Annotated in this window: 18 protein-coding genes and 5 pseudogenes; 14 read left to right on the top strand and 9 right to left on the bottom strand. The window is 61.2% G+C overall.

What is annotated here, in order from left to right:
- The first annotated feature begins 1 nt into the window (after window position 1).
- The 3 genes and pseudogenes from ligD (ASE60_RS16015) to ASE60_RS16010 all read left to right on the top strand — a co-directional run bounded on the left by ligD (ASE60_RS16015) (window position 2) and on the right by ASE60_RS16010 (window position 3,705).
- Window positions 2-2,635: a DNA ligase D gene (gene ligD, locus ASE60_RS16015; protein WP_057251556.1), complete on the top strand. Its 2,634-nt coding sequence runs from the start codon at window positions 2-4 to the stop codon at window positions 2,633-2,635.
- A gap of 21 nt (window positions 2,636-2,656) precedes the next feature.
- Window positions 2,657-3,175 (top strand): annotated as a pseudogene (locus ASE60_RS33850) (hypothetical protein); the annotation flags it as partial.
- Window positions 3,087-3,705, top strand: a pseudogene (locus tag ASE60_RS16010) (DUF4334 domain-containing protein). The pseudogenes ASE60_RS33850 and ASE60_RS16010, both read left to right, overlap by 89 nt.
- Here ASE60_RS16010 and ligD (ASE60_RS16005) read toward each other — a convergent pair.
- The 3 genes from ligD (ASE60_RS16005) to ASE60_RS15995 are packed head-to-tail and all read right to left on the bottom strand — an operon-like array spanning window position 3,676 to window position 6,548.
- Entirely contained in the window at window positions 3,676-4,833 is a 1,158-nt protein-coding gene (gene ligD / locus ASE60_RS16005; RefSeq protein WP_082615893.1) for a non-homologous end-joining DNA ligase, read from the bottom strand. The pseudogene ASE60_RS16010 and the gene ligD (ASE60_RS16005) sit on opposite strands and share 30 nt — an antisense overlap.
- Window positions 4,830-5,639 (bottom strand): Ku protein, encoded by an 810-nt coding sequence (locus ASE60_RS16000; RefSeq protein WP_057251555.1) that lies wholly within the window; start codon window positions 5,637-5,639, stop codon window positions 4,830-4,832. The genes ligD (ASE60_RS16005) and ASE60_RS16000 overlap by 4 nt, the downstream gene beginning before the upstream one ends.
- A gap of 15 nt (window positions 5,640-5,654) precedes the next feature.
- Window positions 5,655-6,548 (bottom strand): Ku protein, encoded by an 894-nt coding sequence (locus ASE60_RS15995; protein WP_057251554.1) that lies wholly within the window; start codon window positions 6,546-6,548, stop codon window positions 5,655-5,657.
- A 557-nt stretch (window positions 6,549-7,105) separates the two neighbouring features.
- On the opposite strand from ASE60_RS15995, the pseudogene ASE60_RS35210 reads away from it, so the two are divergent.
- The 3 genes and pseudogenes from ASE60_RS35210 to ASE60_RS34605 all read left to right on the top strand — a co-directional run.
- Window positions 7,106-7,297, top strand: a pseudogene (locus ASE60_RS35210) (hypothetical protein); the annotation flags it as partial.
- 409 nt (window positions 7,298-7,706) lie between these two features.
- A complete protein-coding gene (locus tag ASE60_RS15985) occupies window positions 7,707-8,009 on the top strand; it encodes a DUF982 domain-containing protein (protein WP_082615891.1) in 303 nt (100 codons plus the stop codon).
- Between the two features lie 90 nt (window positions 8,010-8,099).
- A pseudogene (locus ASE60_RS34605) lies at window positions 8,100-8,198 on the top strand (trypsin-like serine protease); the annotation flags it as partial.
- A 304-nt stretch (window positions 8,199-8,502) separates the two neighbouring features.
- On the opposite strand, the gene ASE60_RS15980 reads toward ASE60_RS34605, so the two are convergent.
- Genes ASE60_RS15980 through ASE60_RS15970 form a run of 3 tightly spaced genes read right to left on the bottom strand, consistent with a single transcriptional unit; the run spans window position 8,503 to window position 10,706 of the window.
- Window positions 8,503-9,558 (bottom strand): LacI family DNA-binding transcriptional regulator, encoded by a 1,056-nt coding sequence (locus ASE60_RS15980; protein ID WP_244495636.1) that lies wholly within the window; start codon window positions 9,556-9,558, stop codon window positions 8,503-8,505.
- A complete protein-coding gene (locus ASE60_RS15975; protein ID WP_057251552.1) occupies window positions 9,555-9,779 on the bottom strand; it encodes a tautomerase family protein in 225 nt (74 codons plus the stop codon). The genes ASE60_RS15980 and ASE60_RS15975 overlap by 4 nt, the downstream gene beginning before the upstream one ends.
- 15 nt (window positions 9,780-9,794) lie before the next feature.
- Window positions 9,795-10,706, bottom strand: coding sequence for an SMP-30/gluconolactonase/LRE family protein (locus tag ASE60_RS15970; protein WP_057251551.1), 912 nt, complete (start codon window positions 10,704-10,706; stop codon window positions 9,795-9,797).
- Window positions 10,707-11,056: 350 nt separating this feature from the next.
- On the opposite strand from ASE60_RS15970, the gene ASE60_RS15965 reads away from it, so the two are divergent.
- The 4 genes from ASE60_RS15965 to ASE60_RS15950 all read left to right on the top strand — a co-directional run bounded on the left by ASE60_RS15965 (window position 11,057) and on the right by ASE60_RS15950 (window position 15,752).
- Window positions 11,057-12,181 (top strand): sugar ABC transporter substrate-binding protein, encoded by a 1,125-nt coding sequence (locus ASE60_RS15965; protein ID WP_057251580.1) that lies wholly within the window; start codon window positions 11,057-11,059, stop codon window positions 12,179-12,181.
- 69 nt (window positions 12,182-12,250) lie between these two features.
- Window positions 12,251-13,792, top strand: coding sequence for a sugar ABC transporter ATP-binding protein (locus ASE60_RS15960; protein WP_057251550.1), 1,542 nt, complete (start codon window positions 12,251-12,253; stop codon window positions 13,790-13,792).
- Window positions 13,789-14,769, top strand: a complete 981-nt coding sequence (locus ASE60_RS15955; protein ID WP_057251549.1) for an ABC transporter permease — start codon at window positions 13,789-13,791, stop codon at window positions 14,767-14,769. Before ASE60_RS15960 ends, ASE60_RS15955 begins: the two co-directional genes overlap by 4 nt.
- A gap of 11 nt (window positions 14,770-14,780) precedes the next feature.
- The gene (locus tag ASE60_RS15950) at window positions 14,781-15,752 is read left to right on the top strand and encodes an ABC transporter permease (RefSeq protein WP_112996534.1); all 972 of its coding nucleotides are present in this window, start codon (window positions 14,781-14,783) and stop codon (window positions 15,750-15,752) included.
- A gap of 384 nt (window positions 15,753-16,136) precedes the next feature.
- Here the strand turns inward: ASE60_RS15950 and ASE60_RS33835 are convergent.
- Both ASE60_RS33835 and ASE60_RS15945 read right to left on the bottom strand, forming a co-directional pair.
- Window positions 16,137-16,364, bottom strand: a pseudogene (locus ASE60_RS33835) (helix-turn-helix domain-containing protein); the annotation flags it as partial.
- A gap of 128 nt (window positions 16,365-16,492) precedes the next feature.
- Window positions 16,493-16,735, bottom strand: coding sequence for a helix-turn-helix transcriptional regulator (locus ASE60_RS15945; RefSeq protein WP_057251547.1), 243 nt, complete (start codon window positions 16,733-16,735; stop codon window positions 16,493-16,495).
- Between the two features lie 94 nt (window positions 16,736-16,829).
- On the opposite strand from ASE60_RS15945, the gene ASE60_RS15940 reads away from it, so the two are divergent.
- On the top strand, window positions 16,830-17,720 hold the full coding sequence (locus ASE60_RS15940; RefSeq protein WP_057251546.1) for a LysR family transcriptional regulator: 891 nt from the start codon (window positions 16,830-16,832) through the stop codon (window positions 17,718-17,720).
- Window positions 17,721-17,839: 119 nt separating this feature from the next.
- On the opposite strand, the gene ASE60_RS15935 is transcribed toward ASE60_RS15940, so the two are convergent.
- Window positions 17,840-18,082, bottom strand: coding sequence for a hypothetical protein (locus ASE60_RS15935; protein WP_057251545.1), 243 nt, complete (start codon window positions 18,080-18,082; stop codon window positions 17,840-17,842).
- A 585-nt stretch (window positions 18,083-18,667) separates the two neighbouring features.
- Between ASE60_RS15935 and ASE60_RS34600 the strand changes: the two genes are divergently transcribed.
- Genes ASE60_RS34600 through ASE60_RS15925 form a run of 3 tightly spaced genes read left to right on the top strand, consistent with a single transcriptional unit; the run spans window position 18,668 to window position 19,972 of the window.
- The gene (locus ASE60_RS34600; RefSeq protein ID WP_156414656.1) at window positions 18,668-18,829 is read left to right on the top strand and encodes a hypothetical protein; all 162 of its coding nucleotides are present in this window, start codon (window positions 18,668-18,670) and stop codon (window positions 18,827-18,829) included.
- Window positions 18,826-19,485: a hypothetical protein gene (locus ASE60_RS15930; RefSeq protein ID WP_057251544.1), complete on the top strand. Its 660-nt coding sequence runs from the start codon at window positions 18,826-18,828 to the stop codon at window positions 19,483-19,485. Before ASE60_RS34600 ends, ASE60_RS15930 begins: the two co-directional genes overlap by 4 nt.
- 55 nt (window positions 19,486-19,540) lie before the next feature.
- On the top strand, window positions 19,541-19,972 hold the full coding sequence (locus tag ASE60_RS15925; RefSeq protein ID WP_057251543.1) for a DUF2721 domain-containing protein: 432 nt from the start codon (window positions 19,541-19,543) through the stop codon (window positions 19,970-19,972).
- The last annotated feature ends 6 nt before the right edge of the window (window positions 19,973-19,978 follow it).

The raw sequence follows: 19,978 nt of genomic DNA, 5'->3' as shown, positions 1-19,978 counted from the left end.
CATGACCGACAATCTCTCGAAATATCGTGCCAAGCGCGATTTCCAGAAGACCCGCGAACCGAGCGGTGAAGCACACGTCAAGCCTTCCAGTCGCCGGCGGTTCGTGATCCAGAAGCACGATGCCACCCGTCTTCATTATGACCTGCGGCTGGAACTCGACGGGGTGTTCAAGTCCTGGGCCGTGACCAAGGGACCGTCGCTGGACCCGCACGACAAGCGGCTGGCGGTTGAGGTCGAAGATCACCCGCTCGACTATGGTGACTTCGAAGGCACGATCCCCAAGGGCCAGTACGGCGGCGGCACGGTGATGTTGTGGGACCGTGGCTATTGGGAGCCGGAAGGCAGGAAGTCACCGGAAGATGCCTTGAGGAAGGGAGACTTCAAGTTCACGCTCGAGGGCAAGCGTCTGCACGGCAGCTTCGTTCTGGTCCGGATGCGCAACCGCGACGGCGAAAAAAGGACCAGCTGGCTGCTGATTAAGCATCACGACGATCATTCCGTCGAGGAGAACGGCGCCGCGATCCTTGAGGAAAATGCCACCTCGGTGGCCTCCGGCCGCAGCATGGAGCAGATCGCCGAAGGCAAGGGTCGAAAACCGCGCCCGTTCATGATGGCGAATGCACGTGCCGAGGCCGACGCCGTCTGGGACAGCAAGCACGGCCTGGCGGCCGGCCAGCGTAAGAAGCGGTTGCGCAAGGATGCTGCGACTTCCGTCACCGCCGACCTGCCGGAGTTCATTGACCCGCAGCTTTGCGATAAGCTTCACCGGCCACCGGCCGGCGATGACTGGCTGCACGAGATTAAGTTCGATGGCTACCGGATCCAGGTGCGGGTTGCTGATGGCAAGGCGACGCTGAAGACCCGCAAAGGCCTGGACTGGACAGCGAAATACCTCGAGATCGCGGAGGCTGCTTCCGTATTGCCCGATTGCATCATTGATGGCGAGATCTGCGCGCTCGATGAGAACGGCGCCCCCGATTTTGCGGCCCTGCAAGCGGCCCTGGCGGAGGGAACGACCGGCAATTTGGTCTACTTCGCCTTCGACCTTCTGTTCGACGGCGAGAAGGACTTGCGGTCGATGCGATTGGTCGAGCGAAAGGAGCGGCTTCAGAGCCTGCTCCATGAGACGACTGACGATCGCCGCATCCGCTATGTCGAACATTTCGAATCCGGCGGCGACGCGGTGCTGCGGTCCGCCTGCAAGCTGCATCTCGAGGGCGTCATCTCCAAGCAGATGGATGCGCCCTATCAATCGGGCCGCACCGAAACCTGGGCGAAGTCGAAATGCCGCGCCGGCCATGAAGTGGTTATCGGCGGTTACGCCAAAACCAACGGCAAGTTCCGGTCTCTTCTGGTCGGCGTGCATCGTGGTGAACACTTCGTCTATGTCGGTCGTGTCGGAACCGGCTACGGCGCCAGGAAAGTCGAGTTGCTGCTACCGAAACTGAAGGCGATCGAGACGGCGAGATCGCCGTTCACAGGTATCGGCGCTCCGAAGAAGCAGGCCGAAGTTGTCTGGTTGAAGCCCGAGCTGGTCGCCGAAATCGAATTCGAAGGGTGGACGGCAGACGGCCTCGTCCGTCAGGCAGCGTTCAAGGGGCTGCGCGAGGACAAGCCGGCGAAGGAGGTCGAGGCCGAGAAGCCGGCATCGCCCGGCAAAACCGACACGCCGGAGCCTGCGGCGACTGCGAGGGACAGCTCCGTCCGGCGCAAAGGCGCCAAGGCAGAGGTCATGGGCGTCCTCATTTCCAACCCGGACAAGCCATTGTGGCCGGACGCGGGTGATGGCGAGCCCGTCACTAAGGAAGATCTGGCGCGCTATCATGAGGCGGTTGGCGTCTGGCTGATCGAGCACATCAAGGGCCGGCCCTGTTCGATCATTCGGGCGCCCGACGGGATCGGCGCAGAACAGTTCTTCCAGCGGCATGCGATGCCCGGCACCTCCAACCTCCTCGAGCTGGTGCAAGTCTTCGGCGACAAGAAGCCTTACCTGCGGATTGATCGGATCGAGGGGCTGGCGGCGATCGCCCAGATCGGCGGCGTCGAGCTGCATCCGTGGAATTGCGAGCCCGGCAAGCCGGAAGTACCCGGCCGGCTGGTGTTCGACCTCGATCCCGGGCCCGACGTGCCGTTCTCGACCGTGGTCGCGGCCGCCCGTGAAATGCGCGACCGGCTCGACCAACTCGGCCTCGTCAGTTTCTGCAAGACGACCGGCGGTAAGGGACTGCATGTCGTCACGCCTCTTGCCGTCAACAAGCGCAAACCGCTGTCATGGACTGAGGCCAAAGGCTTCGCGCACGACGTGTGTCAGCAGATGGCGCGCGATAATCCCGACCTCTATCTCATCAAAATGACCAAGAGCCTGAGGGGCGGCAGGATCTTCCTCGATTATCTCCGCAACGATCGTATGGCGACGGCCGTGGCGCCACTGTCGCCGCGCGCGCGGCCCGGCGCCACGGTTTCGATGCCGCTGACCTGGACTCAGGTGAAATCCGATCTCAACCCGAAGCGATTTACCGTGCGCACCGTGCCGGCGCTGCTTGCGAAAACCTCGGCCTGGCAGGACTATTGCGACGGCGAGCGTCCGCTTGAGCAGGCGATCACGCGGCTCGGGAAATCAAGGCGGGCAGCGTGATCTATGAACCGTGTGTACGGTCGCCTCTGGACCGTGCCCTACCGTTCGTTCCAGGAGTTGCGGAAGCGCTTGAAGGAAATCGAGGCTGCCGTGGAGCGTAGCGAGCCGGAGGCACGGCGGGTGCGGCGCGAGGCGATCAAGGGCACGGCGGAAGAGGCGGCGTCCAAGCAAGGACGAGGGAGTGCCGGCGGAAACGCTATCCGGTCCCTGCCAATGAGGCCCACTCCAGCGGCGCTATCGGCCCGCTGGTCGGGGCGATTTTCTGCTACGGACGGCGCGTTGGCGGACAGGGCCCTGCTCGATGGCTTATACTTTCGCGCGGCGAATGGCGAGGAATATGGCTGGACGTCCTGGCGAACAGGCACGTTGGAAGAACTGGTGACAACCTGGCCGGCGTGGACGCTACCGGAGCAACGCGAACTGGAGCGCGGCTGGTGGATGCCAACGCTCGATGAGTTGCGCGTGGCGCGACTTGGATCAAGGCGGCGAGCCGAACAGAAGGACAAAGTCTCCGGTGAGAGAACAGCAGATCACCCTTGAGGCATTCCGAAGCTTGGCCCCGATCGAGCCGCGCGATCTCGTCGGCCTATGGAAGGGACGCGGCATTCCGGCCGGACATCCATTCGACGGTGTGCTGGAAAATCTCGGCTGGTTCGGCAAGCGGTTCACGCCGGACATGCGGGTGGACGCCTTGCTGTTCCGCTTGGGGAGCGCGTCTGGTCGCCATCGATCCCAAATGGATACCGCTTCCCTTGGCGCTGCGTTTGCACGTGCTCGGCCGGACGCGTGTGGCGAAAAACCTGTTTTCCTATCTTCAGCGCCGGCTTCGAGCGAGGGGGCCGGTCGCTTCGCTGAAGATGAGGGTGTTTGGCGGCATCGAGAGTTCGGCGATGGTCTATGACCACCAGCCGATCGTCGATCATTTCCGTCGTATCGACGAGCACACGATAATGGGGGCGATGACGATCACCGGCGACGAGCGGATCTATTTCTTCGAACTCGACCGCGTCGACGAACCCTGCAAACTGGACGGTGGGATATCATCTGTCGGGCATCACCCGTTTCAATAACTGTTTTGCCCAGCAGCTTGACTGAAGCGCACGGTCGTCCGGCTCCGACAGGGCGCTCCCCGCAAGGGGAGCCGAGCGCCCGGTCAGCCGGGGTGGCTTCTCGTTCATGTTGAAGACAGCGGCATTATCCTGGATCTCGCGCAGGCCCTTGTAGGATGCGTGCCGCAAATTGCCGTCGTGGGTCCACCCGCGAAACTCAATCTCGGCAATCAATGTTGGCTGGGCGAACACCAGGTCCTTACCTTTGAGCGGTACGGTCGGCCGCTTGGTCTTCAGCTTGTCGAGCTTGGCGCGCAGTTCCTCGGCATCCTTGGTGTTGAACCCGGTGCCAACTGAGCCGACATAGACCCAGTCATGCCCCTTGCGACCGGCGAGAAGCAGGCTGCCGATGCCGCCGCGTGCAACGGCGGACTGCTCGTAGCCGACGACCATGAAGCTTTCGCTCTGGACGCATTTGATCTTCAGCCAGTCGCCGGTACGGCCGGAGCGATAGGGCTGATCCCGATGTTTGGCAACGATGCCCTCGAGCCCAAGCGAGCAGGCATTTGCCAGAAGTGCTGCGCCATCGCCATGGATTTCCTCCGACACCTGGATCGCCCCGGTGGCGCCGTCGAGGAAACCATCGAGCAGATGCCGGCGGACGGAAAGCTCGGTTCGTGTGAGATCGTGGCCGTCGAAATACAAAAGATCGAAAGCGAAGAACACCGACTCCGTCGACGAGCGCTTGCCGCCGCGTCCGCCAAGCGAACGCTGCAGCGCCCCGAAATCGGAGCGCCCGTCTTTGTCCAAAACCACAGCCTCGCCATCGAGGATGGCCGTTCCTGCGCCCAGCTTTCGTGCTGCCGCGGCGATCGCCGGAAAACGGTGCGTCCAGTCGTGACCGCCGCGGGTGATGATCCGCACGCCCTTCGGCTTGATGTGGATCGCCAGCCGATAGCCGTCCCATTTTACCTCGAAGGCCCAATCCTGACCTTTGGGCGGCACGGTCTTCAGGAGGGCCAGGCATGGCTCGATGCGCTCGGGCATCGGATCGAACGGAAGATGGGGTTGCGCTGCATCGCGCGGCCGGGCCGGTTTCAACTTCAAAAGCTGTTCGTTCTGAAGCAACGGCTTGGTGCGGCGTCTCATCTGCCGCCCCGCTTTTCGGCCGCGACCGATTTCTTCAGGGCGTCCATGATATTGACGACGTTGCTGGCTGGTGACGACGGCTGCGGTTTGGCCTTGCCTTTGACCGGCTTCTTCAGCGTCTTCTTCTTGGCGGCGATGATATCAAGCAGCCGCTCCTGGACAGGGTCGGCTACCATTTTCGCACTCCAGTCCTTCGTCTGTTTTTTTATCAGTTGCTGGACCAGCGGCATCATCTCGGAATCGGCTTTCCCATCGCCGATCGCCTCGAAATAGCTATCCTCCTCGCGAACCTCGTCCCCATAGCGCAGGGTCCAGAGCACGATACCCTTTCCGCGTGGCTCCAGCATGACGGCGCGCTCGCGCCGCGAGATCACCAGCCGGGAAATGCCGACCATGTTCTGGGCGTCCATCGCGTCGCGGATGACCGAAAATGCTTCCTCGCCGACCGGGTCGTCGGGGGAAAGATAATAGGGCGTGTCGAGCCAGATCCACTCGATGCTGTCGCGTGGCGTGAAGGTGGAAATGTCGATCGTCCTGGTGCTCTCCAACGCCACGTTCTCAAGTTCCTCGTCTTCGAGAATGACGTATTCGTCCTCGCCGCGCTGATAGCCTTTGACCTCGTCTTCTTCTTTCACCTCTTTGCCGGTGACGGCGTCGACATAATGGCTGACGACTCGGTTCTGGGTCTGGCGATTGAGGGTATGAAAACGGACCTTCTCGCTTTCGGATGTCGCCGGCATCATCTGCACCGGGCAGGTAACGAGCGAAAGTTTGAGATAGCCTTTCCAGTGCGGGCGGATGGCCATAACGACACCCTCCGATCAGCCGGCGCGACGCGGCGGCGCGGCCTGCTTCGACTTCGCGGCAGTTTCTGCTGCCTTCTGGCGACCGGCGCGGCGGTTGGCGTTGGCGGCCGTGCGCTTCGGCTTCGTCTCCTTGGCGCCCAGCCCAGCACTTTCGCGAAGCGCTTGCAATAGATTGCTCGGCTTGGAGGCCACCGGCGCCTTCTTCTTCGGCGACGTGCGGCCCTCGATCTTAGCCTTCACCAGTTCGGCGACCGCGGCCTCGTAGCGATCCTCGAACGTGCTGGCATCGAAGGTGCCCTTCTTGGTTCCGATGATGTGTTCGGCGAGCTCGAGCATTTCGCCCTCGATTTTGAGATTCGGGATCTCCTCGAATGCCTTTTCCGACGAGCGGACCTCGTAGTCGAAGTTCAGCGTCGAGGCGATCAGGCCTTTGCCATGCGCGCGGATGAGGAGGGTGCGCATCCGGCGGAAGAGCACGGTCTGGGCGATTGCGGCGACCCCTTGCTTTTTCATGCCGTCCCGCAACAGCAGGAAGGCATCCGTGCCCATCTTGTCGGGCGCGAGATAGTAGGGCTTGTCGAAATAGGTGGTGTCGATCTGGGAGCAGGGAATAAAGGCCTCGATCCTGAGAGTCTTGTCGCTCTCCGGGATTGCCGCGGCGACCTCGTCGGGCTCGAGCACGACATATTGGCCATTGTCGACTTCATAGCCCTTGACCTGATCTTCTCGCTCCACCGGATCGCCGGTCTCGCTGTCGATGAACTCGCGTTTAACCCGGTTTCCGGTTTTGCGATTGAGCGTGTTGAAGGCGATGCGCTCGGATGAGGAGGCGGCCGTGTAGAGCGCCACCGGACAGGAAACCTCTCCGAATTTGATGTAACCCTTCCAATTCGCTCTTGGGCCCGCCATGACACCGACACTCCACCACAATCAAGCGATTCAAGTGATTCGGAGGCGATTCGTTCCGACTCGAAACGAATCATTTTTCAATGACTTAGCTCTGTTCGGCTGCGCGTTTTGCGAGCCCCGCCTAGGTTCCTGATACAATTCGTCTTTTGGCGGCGACTCGCATTTTCTGGGTTTACCAACCTCCAGGAGAACGGCGGGCAGCGTCGAAACACCTCGTTGGTTCTGCGCCGCAGTGTTCCAGAAGTAGGTGGGAGGGCCGCGCGCGATTTTGTTATGTGACTTGCGGCGACGAGATCTCTCAAGGCGCGGCGCCGATTGAGGAACTTCCACGTCCGTCACCAGTTTTGCTCGACTGACAGGAGGTGGACATGGGAATGAACAAACCGAAAGACGGCGCTCCGGGCACTACCGACCAGTCTCCGCGCTGGGAAGGCCCCGAGGAAAGCAGACCGCGTGGGTATCTTCCGGCAAAGGATAACCCGGATAGTGATCGAGACGCCGCGGGCGAAAATAACCGGGATCCGGAGCGCAGCCGGGCGTCTGATGCCCTTAAGACGAAACAAGATGCCAAAGGCCAGTTCGCCAAATCTCAGGCGGATCGCAAGAGCACCGGCGTATCGAGCGCAAAGCCCACCGTGGTGACTGGGTCCGAGGACATGTCCGACGACCGTAGCGCGCCCGGTCATAAGGAACCCGCAAAAGACTGGGACGTAGGGTTCGATGAAACCGAGCCGGACCGTTCAAAGTAGTCAAGGCGAGGAAGGGCACGAACGTTTTCTTGACTTCATTCCCGCGCGCTCTAACGCCGCCGATCGGTCGGACTCACAGACCGTCAGTCATCGGCCGCCGCCCGCGGGCGATCTCAGCAGACAGAAGTACCCATCGTCTGTGTCCACCCTCAATCGCATGTTGGCATGCGCACGCCCGAAATCCGTCCGTTGCAACGCAACTGCTGCGTAGCGAACCCATCAGTGATCATATTCCGCAGTGGGAGCGATCCCTGCTCCAATGCCGGGGCCTTGGAAGCGGCCAAAGCTGGCGTGACGGTAGTCGACGTGATCATGCGGTAGGTGTTTGAAAGTCTTGAAATTCGCTCTGGCGCAGCCAATATTTTTTTCACTTCTTTTTCATCCGGCGTGAATGCGAAAGGAGGACATCATGCTGCACCCGGAATTGGTTTGGATGACGCCCGTCACCGTCCGCATGAAGGACGGGGCGTCCCATATCTTCGCTTCTGTCAACGACGCACTCGATTTCCTGGAAGGCGATTGGGCCATCTATCGCGGCAGACAATACAATCGGGCGGTTCAAACGTGCCGCCGTGCGCTAAACCGAATGACGCCAGTCGCCATCGCACGCGAAGCGTTCATTGACGCCTGCCGAGATGCGGGCATGTCAACGAGCGCGGATGGGCTGCTCGCGACGAAGACCGGCGCTGGCGGTCAACATTCGCCTATCTAGAATGGCTGGGGTCGGGCGCTTCTTAGGGCCCGACTTTCGAACATTCGCTCCGCGGCGCACCATAGCAATTCGCGACCGCGGGCCAAAAATGACCCCGGCAACTCGGGAGGCGCACTGGTGACAGCAGACGGCATGCTGGTCGGCGTCAACACCGCAATCATCGCGCCCGCCGACGGCAATGTCGGCATCGACTTACGGCACAAAACCTCAGAAGGCTGGCAAAGCTTAGACCTTCTCGCCTCCCATCCGCCGCCATGGCGGCGGGACGGCGGCTTGCAGAGAACTGGGAAAGAATGCCGGACGACCGAAGTGCCGGCGCAATGCTGCCATTCACGGACTTAAGCGTGGACGTCGCCTTAGGGGCCGGACAGAATTGTGTTTCCACGAAGCCCTGCTGACCTTGTTGCTGTGATGTTCACCCTTTGGGCCACGAGGATCGCACAATGTATCATCTGGATTGTGCGCTGCGGCCGATCCTTGAGAATGTGCCGTCTCATCGCGCCGTACTTTCGCGAACCTGAAGCTCGAAGCCCAAGTTGACGATCGGCGATTCAATTGGCCGGCCGGCAAGTCGATCCAGCACCATCTGCACCGAGCGCCGGCCGATTTCATAGCGCGGCGTGCGTACGCTGGTGAGCGACGGATAGGCGACGTGCATCATGTCGAGGTCGTTGAAGCCACAGATTGCCATGCTGTGCGGCACGGCGATGCCCGCCCGCTGGCATTCGAACAGCACGCCCATGGCAAGGTCATCATTGTTGCAGAAGACCGCGTCAAGATCGGTGACCTTGCCAAGCGCATCGGCCAGGAGCGGCCCGCCGAGCGATACGCGTGAATGCGTCAGCGTGGTGGTTACCAGCTTGGGATCAAAGAGCTGTGCGGTCTCCAGAGCCGAGCGGTAACCGGCGAGGCGACGCTGCGAGCGAGGATCCATTCGCGCGCCGATGAAGCCTATACGGCGATATCCAGCCTCGATCAGATGGTTGGTCGCCGCCTTGCCGCCATCGAAGTGTGAGAACCCGACCAGCATATCGACCGGATCGTCGCCATACTCCATGATCTGCACGATAGGGCAATCCGCGCTCTCGAGCAGTTTGCGGGTCGTTTCGGTCTGGTCGATGCCGGACACGATCAGCGCCGACGGCCGCTGGCTCAAAAACATCCGGATCAGGCGTTCCTCTTCCCGGGGCGAATAGTGGGTGTTGCCCATCTGTATCTGCAACGGACCGTCGCCGAGCTCGTCATAGATGCCTCTCACCGTGTCGGCGAAGACGATGTTTGTCAGTGACGGCACGAGAACACCGATCACATCGGCTCGGGAGGAGGCGAGCGCGCGCGCATTGGGGTCGGGCGCATAGCCGAGCTGGACCACCGCCGTATCGATCCCCGCGCGCAGTTCGGCCGAAACCAGCGAGGGATCGCGTAGCGCGCGCGACACGGTAATCGCGGCGACCCCTGCCAGTTTTGCGACGTCGGCTATGGTCGGTCTCCCACTGCCGCGTCGGCTTGCCCTCCGGCTCTGGTCTTTGGGAGTGATGTCGTCCTTCACGTCGACTCCTTCTGGCTGCGTGAGCGCAGGGTCCCGACATCGGTGCGGCCGACATACCAGTTCCTTGCGTCCACCTCATCGAAGACGACGGAGATTTCGCGCTCGGACAATCCGGTTGCCTCGGCAATCGCCGCAGTGACCTGGCTGCGGATTGCCGCCTTCTTGGCCGCAGGATCGTCGGCGAGGGTCTCGCGCACGATGGTGATCCGCACGAACGGCATGGCTGGCCTCCTGTCTCAGTCGAGTTTTGCGCCGTTGACCATCAGCCGAACGGCATAAAGCGAGCTGGTCGCGCAGATGTAGAGGATATTTCGCTTAGGCCCGCCGAACACGCAATTGGCGGTGTTTTCCGGCACTCTCACCTTGCCGAGCAAGGTGCCGTCCGGGTGGTAGCAATGGATGCCGTCGCGGGCGCTTGTCCAGATCCGCCCTTCGTCGTCCAGGCGGAACCCGTCAAAGAGGCCAACGGTGCAATCGGCAAAGACCCGCCCGCCCGATATCGCGCCCGCCTCGTTCAGATCGAAGACACGCATATGCGCAGGAAGGTCGGGCCCATGCGTCCGGCCGGTGTCGACGACGTAGAGCTTTTTTTCATCAAGCGAAAAGGCGAGGCCATTCGGCCGCACCATGTCAGTAATGACGGCCGCAACTGCGCCCGTCGCCGGGTCGACACGATAGACGTGGCAGGCGCCGATTTCGCTTTCGGCCTTGTGGCCCTCGTAATCGGACTCGATGCCGTAGGCGGGATCGGTGAACCAGATCGACCCGTCTGATCGCACGACGACGTCGTTCGGTGAGTTGAGCCGCTTGCCGTTCCAGCGATCGGCGACGGTGGTGATGCTCCCGTCATGTTCGGTGCGGCTGACACGGCGGCCACCGTGCTCACAGGTCACCAGACGGCCATGCCGGTCGGTGGTATTGCCGTTCGCGAAGTTCGACGGCTGGCGAAAGATGCTCACATGCCCGTCGGTTTCGTCATAACGCAGCATCCGGTCATTGGGAATATCCGACCAGACCAGATAGCGCCCGGCGGCGAAATAGGCCGGCCCTTCGGCCCAGCGACACCCCGTATAGAGCTGTTCCACTCGGGCGCTGTGGTTGACCAGGCTGGCAAAGCGCTGGTCTACGATCTCGAAATCCTCGGCCATGGGTACCCTCATGCGGCAACGATCGCACTCTGACTGCTGATCGCATGATAGCGCTATCATCACGGAAGGGAATAGCCTTCCTGCATCGCTGTCGACGTCGCCGAATTTCACTTGAAAATTGAGGAGTTCGGTTCTCGGTAATCCGCAAATGTTACTTTACAATTTTTTGTGGTAGCGCTACCTAATTAAGAGACAGCGGTGTTTTCGGGAGGAGACCAGAGCGCCTCGTCAATGGTGAAAGCAGGCATCCAGCGTGCCGGTGCCAGAGAAGTTCGTGCCGTTCCGGGGGAAGGAGTTCCCTCTCGAAACGGAGAACAAAATCAGTGGCGCGCCAATGGGAGGAAATGTCGATGGTGAAGTCACTCGCTGGCGGCATCGTTGCTGCCACTGCCTTTTTTATGTTGGGATCGGCCGCCTACGCGGAGCCGGAAGTGGTTTCAGGGCCCGCGGCGGAGCCGGAATGTTTCGCGCCATGGTCGGCGGACACAAAATTCTTCAAGTTTCCGAAAAAGGAAGGCCCGTACCGCATCGCGCTTGCCAACGGCTACATCGCCAATACCTGGCGTATCCAGATGGTGCAGACGGCAAAGGCCTATGCCGCCCAGCCCGACGTCGCGGCGAAGCTAAAGGAGTTCAAGGTCGTTTCGACGGGTGAGGACGTGCCCGCCCAAATCTCGGCGATCAACAACTTCATCGATTCCGGCTATGACGCCATCGTCGTCAACGCCCAGAACCCGACGGCATTCGCGCCCGTCATCAAGCGGGCGAAGGAAGCCGGCGTGGTGCTGGTTGCCTTCGACAATATCCTCGACACCCAGGACGCGATCAACGTCAACGTCGACCAGAAGGGGCTCGGCCAATTGTGGGGCGAATGGCTCGTCAAACACCTGCCGAACGGCGGCAAGGTACTCGAGGTGCGCGGTGTGGCCGGCACTTCGGTCGACACCGATCGGCACAACGGCATCCATGAGAGACTCCAGGCGTCGGGCAAGAACTTCGAGGTCATCGAGGTCGTGGGCAAATGGGATGACGGGGTGGCCCAGAAGGTGACGGCGGATGCGATCGCCACCAGCGGTCCCTTCGACGGCATTACCGGCCAGGGCGGCGATACCGGCATTGTCCAGGCGATGATCGACGCCAAACATCCGTTCGTGCCGTTTGGCGGCGAAACCGAAAACGGGTTTCGCAAGTTCTGTGCAGCACATGCCGCAGACGGCCTGAAATGCTCGTCGGCCGGAACCGGACCCGCACAGGTGGCCGTTGCCATCAAGACGGCGATCGCCGCGCTCGAGGGACAGGTGGTGCCGCAGTCGGTCAAGTTGCCGTTGGCCATTGTCGAGGATCCGAATTTCAAGGAGGGCCAGGACTACTTCCAGTCCGAATCCGACAATTTCTTCGTCGGTAATTCCTTCCCTACCTGCGGGATCAATTTCTCCGCCCAGGAAATCATGAAGCAGAGCAAGGAAAACCAGTAGGTCGATCAGGAACGGGCGTTGCACAGCCGTGCAGTGCCCGTCGTCCGTAACGGTTTCCCGGAGAGAGCAATGGAAAATGGCGGCCCGCTCTTTCGCATGGAGGGGATATCGAAGCGCTATGGTGGGGTTCGCGCGCTTGAAAATGCCGGACTGTCGGTCAGGGCTGGGGCCATCCACGCCGTTCTCGGTGAGAACGGCGCCGGAAAGTCGACACTCATCAAGATCATGGCCGGCGTCGTGGCTGCGGACGAAGGGCAGATGACGCTCGATGCACAGCCGGTGAAATTCGCTTCGCCGGCTGCCGCCAACGCCGCCGGGATCGCCTGCGTCTTTCAGGAGTTGTCGCTGATCCCGGAACTCAGCGTTGCCGACAATATCGTCATTTCCAATCCGCCGACGCGGTTCGGCATGATCGACCGCAAGGCCCAACGGCGCATCGCAGAGGAGGCGCTGGCGCGCGCCGGTGCCGCCGACATCCATCCTCTGGCGCTGGTCAAGGACCTGCCGCTGTCGCGCAAGCAGATCGTCGAGATCGCCAAGGCACTGGCCCGCAAGCCGCGCATCCTCATCCTCGACGAGGCGACATCGGCGCTGACGGCGGCCGACGTGTCGAAGGTTTTTGCCGTACTGAAGCGATTGCGTGCGGAAGGGCTGGCGCTCGTCTACATCTCGCATCGCATGAACGAGATTGCGGAACTTGCGGACGACTGCACAGTGTTTCGCAACGGCAGCAAGGTTGCGAGCTACGCGGCGGGCACAAGGAGCGATGCGGAGGTCATCGAGATGATGATCGGCCGCGAGTATCACAGCGTCTATCCTCCCAAGCCCGGCCGGCTTGCACAGATTGCGCCTGTGCTTGAAACACGAAATCTGTCCTGGGCGGATCGCCTTCACGACATCTCGTTTTCGCTTCGCTCGGGTGAGATCGTCGGTCTCGGTGGGCTGGACGGGCAAGGGCAGCGCGATCTCCTTCTGGCGTTATTCGGGGTCCTGCGCGGGTTGCGCGGCACGGTTCTCGTCGACGGCAGCCCGATCAGCATCGGCAGCCCTGCGCAGGCGCGCCGGCACGGCATCGGCATGGCGCTCATCCCCGAGGACCGCAAGACCGAGGGGCTGATGCAGCCGATGACGGTGCGCGACAATCTCTCGCTTGCGTCGCTCGATCGGCTGACGCGTGGCGGGATCATCGACAGGGCGAAAGAGGAGAGCGCCATCAATCAGATGATGACGCTACTCGCCATCAAGGCAGGTAATATTGACGCGCCCGTCGGCGCCCTTTCGGGCGGCAACCAGCAGAAGGTCGTCATCGCGAAATGGCTGATGCGGCAGCCGCGCATCATTCTGCTGAACGATCCCACGCGCGGCATCGACGTGGGAACCAAGCAGGAGATCTACCTCTTGCTGCGGCGCCTTGCGGACGAGGGCGCAGCCATCCTGTTCTATTCGACCGACTATGCCGAGCTCATCGGCTGCTGCGACCGGGTGCTCGTGCTTTATGACGGAACGGTGAAACGGGAACTGGCAGGAGCAGAGATAACGGAGCGCGCCCTGATAGCGAGCGCACTCAACATTCCGTCTGCAGAACCAACCCAGCGGGAGCCGGCGCAATGAAGGACTGGGAATACCGACTGGCGGAGCACCGGGGCACGTTGACGGCGCTGGCGATCTTCGTGGTCATGTTCATCATCTACACCGCGAACCATCCGGCTGGTTTCACGGCCAATGTCATCCAGACGGCGGCCAACAAGGGGGTGCTGCTCGCCTTCGTCGCGATGGCGCAAACCATGGTCGTGATCACCGCAGGCATCGACCTCTCCGTCGGCATGATCTTCCTGCTCACCAACTGCCTGGCCTCGTGGCTGGTCGTGGGCTCGCCGCTCGAGACGGCCTTCGGCGTCCTCGTCGTCCTGGCCGTGGGGGCGTTGTGCGGGGCGACCAACGGCGCCATCGTGATATACGGGCGTCTGCAGCCGATCGTGGCGACGATCGCAACGGGGGCGGTCTATTTCGGGATCGCGCTGTTGCTGCGGCCCTTTCCGGGAGGGTCGGTCAACGAGCACCTCGCGGATGCCCTGACGGGACGTATTTTCGCTGTCGTCCCTGCGAGCCTTGTGGCGCTCGCGGCAGTGGTCCTCCTGATATGGGTGCCCTTCAGCCGCTCGGTCTACGGCCGCGCGGCCTATGCCGCCGGCTCTTCCGAAACTTCGGCCTACATGTCCGGCATGCCGATCCGCCGCGGCAAGCTGCTGGCCTATACGCTTTCGGGCCTGGTGGCCGCCCTCGGCGGGCTGTTCCTCACCTTTTTTACCTATACCGGCGACGCGGCCTTTGCGAGCGGCAATGCCTACACGCTGTTTTCGATCGCCGCCGTGGTGCTGGGTGGCGTGTCGCTGTTCGGCGGCAAGGGCAGCGCCATAGGCGCCGTCTTCGGCGCGCTGGCGTTCCGGACGATCGGCGACCTTCTGTTCGTTTTCGATCTCGATCCGCTCTGGCAACCGCTGTTTCAGGGGCTGATCCTGCTTGCGGCCATCAGCCTCGGCGCGCTCGCCCTCTTTCGTGTGCGCAATCGATTGGAGTGGTTTCTGTGAGCGAGACGGCAATGACGCGGGCAACGGAACGGAAGCAGGGTTTCATGCGCAGTCTCGATCCGGCGGTGCTCACCGCATTTGGCTGCATCGTACTGCTGCTTGTCCTTGGCAGCTTCTATTCGCGCAGCTTCCTGTCACCGGAGTATCTGCTGCAGCAATTGAAGGTGGCATCCTTCCTCGGCATCATTGCCACCGGCATGATGCTTGTCGTCCTGCTCGGGCAGATCGACCTTTCGGTGCCGTGGACCGTGGCAACGGGCGCAATGATGGCCTGCGCCGCTGCAGCATACGGCCCCCTTGGCACCACGCTTGCCATACCATTCGGCATCCTTTGCGGCATCGGCATCGGGCTCTTCAACGGCGTTGGAGTGGCATACCTGCGCATACCCTCGATGATCGTGACGCTCGCGACGAATGCCGTCGCGCAAGGGGTCATGGTGGTCTACACAGGCGGCTTCTCGCCACAGGATTCCGCGACCGCAGCCATGCGCTATCTCGCCACCGGCGCCTTGATCCCGGGCATCCCGAATGTCGTCTTCATCTGGGCGCTGATCGGCGCGGCGATGGTCTTCCTTCTGCGCCGGACGGGCTTCGGGCGTGCGGTCTACGGTATCGGCAATCGCGAGCGTGCGGCCTATCTTTCCGGGATCAATACCCGCCGCATCGTCATGACCGCCTTTGCCGCCTCGGGCGGGCTCTCGGCCTTTGGCGGGGTTCTGCTTGCAGGTTATGCCTCCAAGGCCGCGCAATCCATGGGCGACGCCTACCTTCTTCCTGCCATAGCGGCCGTGGTGCTCGGCGGCACCTCGATCCTCGGCGGACGGGGATCCTATCTCGGCACGGTCGCCGGCGTCATCCTCATCACGCTGCTGCAATCGATCCTTTCCGTCACGCAGATGCCCGAGGCCGGTCGCCAGATCATCTACGGCGTGGTGATCATACTCATGCTCCTGCTCTATGGTCGTGCGCCAGCCAGCCGTTAAACTTGCGGAGAACAGAGGAAGCGCCACACGCATCCATCTGGCTTCTCGCCAGGCAGTCGATCCGGCAATGGGCTCGAAAGGCCAACCCGCGAGTTGGATGATACATGGGCCGTCAAAGCCTTTCGCCGGTCCTCACCTCGCTCTATTTCGGATCGTACGGACCTGCCGTCCACCAGGCGCTCGCGGCAGAAACGTCACGGAAGGATCTACCCTCGGCGACCTGTCCTCGTGGGTCGTGCCGCAAACGATTGACACGCGCGAGGACGGGTACCTGTTGGAAGAGCAGCTGTGAAGGCCGCAGAAGGATGGAGGCGCTGCCGGAGCGGGCGAAGCGGGCCCTTCATATGTTTTGCTTGGACGGCGAACACTCGCCGAGATCAAAGTCAGACGCTGCCGCCGCTCTTTGCGGATATCATCAGCAACCGTTGGGAAGTAGCCGCTATAGTCGGGCAGCTCGCGATCGTGGAAGGTGTTGCGTCGGATCTCACGATAGATCGTCGATCGATGACGACCGAGTTCGTGCGCCATTTCTTTGATCGGCAGCTTGCGTTCGACAAAGTGGAAGAGGCGGCGTCGATCGGCCAGATTCAGCTGCGAATAGCGTCGGGACATGCCAAAATCTCCGAGGGAAACCATTGAAATCATTGGCATGTTGCACTTCAAATTAGAATGTACCTTATGTGCTTCTAAAATCGCATAATGTATCGAACGGAAGGCCCGTCACCTCGCCGTGAATACGACTATTCCTGGATACGCGAGAGCTGATCCATAGCTTCGTGGGGGTCGAAGCCTAGGAGACCTGCGAGCTGTAGAAACTCCACGACGTCCACGCGACGTTGACCGCTTTCAAGGCGGGCCACGAAGGACTGATACTCGCCTAACTTTGCCGCAAGTTCTGTTTGCGTGAGTCCTGCGGCCTCACGCCTCGCAATAAGCAGCGCGATTAGCGCTCTATGCCGTGCCGTACCGAGAGTTTTGGCCACGATTTGCCCACCTGCCTTGAGATGGGGACTTCATTTATATCTGATTTTCAGTTATCTTAAATTCAGATAATGCTCTCAGCTTCAGTGTGCTCATATGGAACTACGCCAACTCTCCTATTTCGTTGCAGTCGCCGAAGAGCTGCATTTCAACCGAGCGGCGGCGCGCATGTGCATCGCGCAGCCGGCTTTGAGCTCCCACATCCAGGCGCTGGAGAAGGAGCTCGGTGTTCGGCTGCTCGAGCGGTCGACGCGGCGGGTCGAACTGACGCGGGCAGGGGAGGTGTTCTACGATCGGGCGGTCCGGATCATTGGCGATGTCGGTGTGTCGGCCGAGATGGCGCGCTCGGTTGCCGGCAAGGCTGCCCGCACGATCAAGATCGGAACCGTTTATCCGGCAACCATAGGCGTGTTGCCGACGTTTCTCGCCCGAATCGGCCGGAAGTTTCCCGATGTCGCTTTGCATGTGAGAAGCGGCTCGACCAGTGACATCATCCGGTCCATCGAAACCGGCCAGATCAATCTCGGTTTCATCCGTCCGGTCGAAAACATCGGTTCCTTGCGCTTCTTCTCGATCGCCCATGAGCGCTATCTGCTGGCGGTCGAAAAGGCGAGCCCGCTGGCGCTTCGAAGCGAGATCGATATCGAGGAGCTGCGCTCCGAGAAGATCATTGCCTTTTCCCGTCAGAATCTCTCCTACTCGGAGCGCTATTTCTCCGAGATGTTCGAGGCCCATGGTCTGACCGGCAACATTGCCTACAGCTGCGACGACACCTTCTCGCTGGTGTCGCTGGTCTCAGCCGGTCTTGGCAGCGGCTTTGCGCCGGAATGGACGAAGGATCTGCCGAACCGCAACTTCGAGCTTAAGCCCGTGCGCGGCGTCGATCTGAAGATCGGGCTTGGTGTTGCCTGGAACAAAGAAGACCCGACCGCATCCCGCGACGACATCATCGACATTGCCCGTTCGCTGGCGCGGCCGGGAAGGTGAGGGCAAGAAATCACCCTTATAACGAGTGGCCAGACCCTCGAAGGAACGGAGCGGCTTGCCGGCGTCTCCGCCCTATCCCCGACCTTTGGCCGACAGGAGCCGGACATGTGTCAGGGATGCTACTTGATAAAACCCGGATACTGCACTTCTTCTCGGTTCACTCCCCTGGAATCCAACCGAACCGGAGTGGGCTCCGGCACGTCGGCCATGTACCGATGAGCGACAAGCCAGTCGCGCAAGATAGTCTCAATCGCGGCGGCCCGGCCGGCGGGCGGCGGTGAAAGGTCCGGATCGGTCATGTAGGCCGCGAGCCCGGCTTCGAGGTCATCTGCAAGAAGAGGCAAGTCTGCTGGATCGGACATGGTAGGCTCCTCTAGGCTTCAGCTAGATAACGAGCTTTCATGGCGCCTGTTCCCAGCGAGGACCTCGGGAGCCCTGTATGGCGGCTGCAGACGTGGGGCGCCGGTTCGTATCCGCTCAAGGCGATAGATTCGTGGTTGGCTTCGGTTTTTTGTTCGCAATCTGGGCAGCATCCTGAAGTGCACACTCCAATCTCAGTACCGCAGTTAATGCGTCGTGAGGAGCCGCGCTAGGAGAATTGCTTCCATGCTGATTCCCNAATCTGGGCAGCATCCTGAAGTGCACACTCCAATCTCAGTACCGCAGTTAATGCGTCGTGAGGAGCCGCGCTAGGAGAATTGCTTCCATGCTGATTCCCTAAAGGGCAATATCTGCGCCCGCTAGTACAGTGTAGAATACATATGGAAGAGTGGAGATGCCCTCGTTCGGCAAGTCGAGAGGCAAATATGCGCGCCACCAAGCGCCATGTTCTGTCCATTTTGCTGGGTCACAACTTGGAGCTCTCCGAATTGTCTCTCTTTTTGCCTTGACACGTCTTTCAACCAACGTGGCCATCTACGCGGAGGCCCTTGAGGGAGGCATCAGAAATGAGACGAACTGCAAAAATCTTCACAGAGGCGGCTGCCGTCGCCGGCAGCCTGCTGGCGAGTACCGCGACAATGCACGCGCAGGAGACCCGGAAACCCAACATCCTCTTCATCATGGGTGACGACAGCATGTCCCAAGGTCCGCAGACGGCGCAGCGATGAGCGATGTCATCCAAGCAGGCCGTGACGAACCACGCTGGCCTCCGGTGGTGGCGATCCTTGCGGTATTCGCCTTCTTGGAGGTGCTGCCGCATCACGTCTATGCCATGCCGCGATGGATATCGTACGTGGTTCTGGTAGCAGCTATCGTTCCAATGGTCCAAGTAACGCTATCGACCGGCAACGCTGTGTGGCTACGGATCGAGCACGTCGCCGTCATGCTGCTTGCCAGCGTCTACGCGGGGAATACGGCGGCGGAACTCGGAGATATGGTCGGGATCATCACCGTGCACCCTCCCGAGACGCGCTCAGTGTCGCTCTTGACGTCGTCATTTACCATTTGGGTCACCAACGTTCTCACCTTCTCGCTACTCTACTGGCAGATCGACGCGGGTGGCCCGTCGCGCATCGCGCGTGGGATGGCGGGAAGACCCGACTGGCTATTTCCCCAGGCGTCGGCTCCCGAACTAGCGCCGCCAGACTGGCGGCCGCTCTACGTCGATTACCTGTCGTTGGCGTTCAATACGGCGACCGCTTTCAGTCCTACCGACGTGCTGCCACTCACCCGGCGTGCGAAGGGGCTGATGATGCTCGAAAGTGCCATTTCACTGCTGACACTCGTGCTCGTGGCTGCGCGTGCAGTCAATGTCATTCCGTAGCGCCTCCACGGCGCCGCGGTCGTCCATTCGTGCCGTACCGATCGAAGGTGCCCGTATGTCAGTCGAAGCSGATCAGCTTTCAACGATGATCAATCACGCGGTCGCGCCGGCGTTCATGCTGAATGGCGTCGCGGCGATGGTGGCGGTCCTGGTCAATCGGATTTCCGGCGTAACCGAGCGGATCAGAAACCTCCGCGAGATCGACGAGGGTGACGTCGCCCGAGCCCCGCTGAAGAAGGGAATCGGGGAACTGAGGCGGCGTGAACGCCTCTTGAACAGCGCATTGTACCTGGCGTTGCTAGCCGGAATCGGCGTGACGCTTCTGCTCCTCTTCGGCTTCGTCGTAGCCTTTTTKGGATACCGTCACGAACCGGGCGCCGCCGTGCTATTCGTTGCGGCACTCTGCTTCCTGGCGGGGTCGCTCTTCCGATTCCTACAGGACATCCGGCTGTCGCAAGGTGAACACGACGATCGTCAGTTGCGATGATCGCCG

Source organism: Ensifer sp. Root278, assembly GCF_001429285.1.
Classification (GTDB): Bacteria; Pseudomonadota; Alphaproteobacteria; order Rhizobiales; family Rhizobiaceae; genus Ensifer.
This window is presented reverse-complemented; position numbering and strand designations above follow the sequence as displayed.

What these genes read in the sequence shown, in the direction of transcription:
- ASE60_RS15985 (WP_082615891.1), top strand. Translation starts at nt 7,707, where the DNA reads ATGCTGCACCCGGAATTGGTTTGGATGACGCCCGTCACCGTCCGCATG.
- ASE60_RS15950 (WP_112996534.1), top strand. Translation starts at nt 14,781, where the DNA reads ATGACGCGGGCAACGGAACGGAAGCAGGGTTTCATGCGCAGTCTCGAT.
- ASE60_RS15930 (WP_057251544.1), top strand. Translation starts at nt 18,826, where the DNA reads ATGAGCGATGTCATCCAAGCAGGCCGTGACGAACCACGCTGGCCTCCG.
- ASE60_RS15965 (WP_057251580.1), top strand. Translation starts at nt 11,057, where the DNA reads ATGGTGAAGTCACTCGCTGGCGGCATCGTTGCTGCCACTGCCTTTTTT.
- ASE60_RS15960 (WP_057251550.1), top strand. Translation starts at nt 12,251, where the DNA reads ATGGAAAATGGCGGCCCGCTCTTTCGCATGGAGGGGATATCGAAGCGC.
- ASE60_RS34600 (WP_156414656.1), top strand. Translation starts at nt 18,668, where the DNA reads ATGAGACGAACTGCAAAAATCTTCACAGAGGCGGCTGCCGTCGCCGGC.
- ligD (WP_057251556.1), top strand. Translation starts at nt 2, where the DNA reads ATGACCGACAATCTCTCGAAATATCGTGCCAAGCGCGATTTCCAGAAG.
- ASE60_RS15955 (WP_057251549.1), top strand. Translation starts at nt 13,789, where the DNA reads ATGAAGGACTGGGAATACCGACTGGCGGAGCACCGGGGCACGTTGACG.
- ASE60_RS15970 (WP_057251551.1), bottom strand. Translation starts at nt 10,706, where the DNA reads ATGGCCGAGGATTTCGAGATCGTAGACCAGCGCTTTGCCAGCCTGGTC.
- ASE60_RS15940 (WP_057251546.1), top strand. Translation starts at nt 16,830, where the DNA reads ATGGAACTACGCCAACTCTCCTATTTCGTTGCAGTCGCCGAAGAGCTG.
- ASE60_RS16000 (WP_057251555.1), bottom strand. Translation starts at nt 5,639, where the DNA reads ATGGCCATCCGCCCGCACTGGAAAGGCTATCTCAAACTTTCGCTCGTT.
- ASE60_RS15975 (WP_057251552.1), bottom strand. Translation starts at nt 9,779, where the DNA reads ATGCCGTTCGTGCGGATCACCATCGTGCGCGAGACCCTCGCCGACGAT.
- ASE60_RS15995 (WP_057251554.1), bottom strand. Translation starts at nt 6,548, where the DNA reads ATGGCGGGCCCAAGAGCGAATTGGAAGGGTTACATCAAATTCGGAGAG.
- ligD (WP_082615893.1), bottom strand. Translation starts at nt 4,833, where the DNA reads ATGAGACGCCGCACCAAGCCGTTGCTTCAGAACGAACAGCTTTTGAAG.
- ASE60_RS15935 (WP_057251545.1), bottom strand. Translation starts at nt 18,082, where the DNA reads ATGTCCGATCCAGCAGACTTGCCTCTTCTTGCAGATGACCTCGAAGCC.